Raw genomic sequence first — 1,498 nt, forward strand, 5'->3', positions numbered from 1 at the left:
CACTAGCGTTGCATCTACCGTCCCATGAGAGGCGTTCTCAATAGCCGAACCAAATAGACCAAATATTCAGACTACATGTTTAGGTCACAATGCCAAACGGTCAACACTTCCTTAGAAGGTTACCGTCATATACTAATTTTTGGGTGGTTTATTCAGTTTCTACCTTTTCTTCTTCGACGGTTTGACGATGACCCCTTCTTGTGGCTTGGGCTGCTGAAGTGGAGGTCGCTCCCCTTTTCGTCGTCCCTGGCTACTTCGAGTTGGAGAACGCTGGATCTCCTGTTGCCATGCTTCCACGGTTTTCGTGCTGTACAGACGCAAGAGCCTGATTAGGTTACACAGCGATTGCCTCTTTCCGGTTTCCAGCCATAAGAGGTAGCTCACACCGTACGCCACCAATGCCAGAAAAATGTGGTTCCATACTCCTTCCGGCTGGTGACTGTACAAGGTGGCCACCTTCAGATGCTGCTTGATCCATTTGAAGAACAGCTCAATGAGCCAGCGTTGCCGGTAGATGTTCGCAATTTCTGTGGCACTGTGCTCCCAAAGGGTGGTCGCTAGCCGAAATAGTCTGCCCTGTTCATCCACAAATTCCACTAACCGGACTGGAGAGGCCATGGTGGTCGTAGCATTTTTCCCCAGCACTACCGTGGCATCCCGAAGAATGAAACTTCCCTCGGGACACTCCCTCTCCTCTATGACGGTGGCATGATGATGGTTGTGCAGGCGAACGACAAACGACAAGCCGTCATCCACCCACTTTTGCATCCGTTTGTAGCACACAAAGCCACGGTCCATCACATACGTGACATCCGGGTCCACGACCAGCACATCGGATCCCTCATAATCACTGGTGTTGCCGGTGGAGGGAACAATTTTGTCGGGATAGGCGGTATATTCATCCACGACCCGCAAGCGGGTATGAATCTTGACTCCGCTTCGTGCCCGCGTCACGTAGGCCCAGTCTGCCAGTTGAAAGGGCAGGTGAATATGGGTAGCATCGACGAGAGCTAAAGTGCCGGGCGGAAGCGGTCGGGACGAGGTTCGCTGGGTGATGGACTGCACCACGTAGCGGAACAAGGCTTCGGTGACCGCAACGGGAAGCTGCTGCATAGTCCGACTTAATTGGGAGGCACTGACCGAAGTGACTCCACACGCGGATTGGATAAGGGTATCACTGCGAATCGCATACTCGATGGTGCGAAGATTGGACCAACCAAACAACTGAGCGGCGAGAAAGATTTTCAGCACCCGATCCGCGGTCAGCTTATGTTTGCGGTAATCGAACAGAGGGAGTTCGAGGTCCTCTAACGGAAGAAACGAAAAACATTGACGGATAACGGATGAATCCTGTACACTCAAAATAGTCGTCTCCTTTTGTGGGTGTACAAGGGTAACCTTCTACACGTAACATTAGGAGATTTTTTTCGTTTTGGCTACTCTTTTTTTATTCTCATGTACACGGATTTCCCGTGGTAAGCTCGATGCAACGCTAGTG

The 1,498-nt window shown here is 51.2% G+C and carries 1 protein-coding gene; it reads right to left on the reverse strand.

Annotated elements, in window-relative coordinates; all coding sequences use genetic code 11:
- Positions 1-159: 159 nt before the first annotated feature.
- Positions 160-1,362 carry an IS4 family transposase gene (locus DQG13_RS30260; RefSeq protein ID WP_181593108.1) on the reverse strand — a complete coding sequence of 401 codons (1,203 nt, stop codon included), beginning with the start codon at positions 1,360-1,362 and terminating at the stop codon, positions 160-162.
- Positions 1,363-1,498: the final 136 nt, after the last annotated feature.

The sequence above is a fragment of the Paenibacillus sp. YN15 genome (assembly GCF_003285005.1).
GTDB lineage: Bacteria > Bacillota > Bacilli > Paenibacillales > NBRC-103111 > Paenibacillus_AR.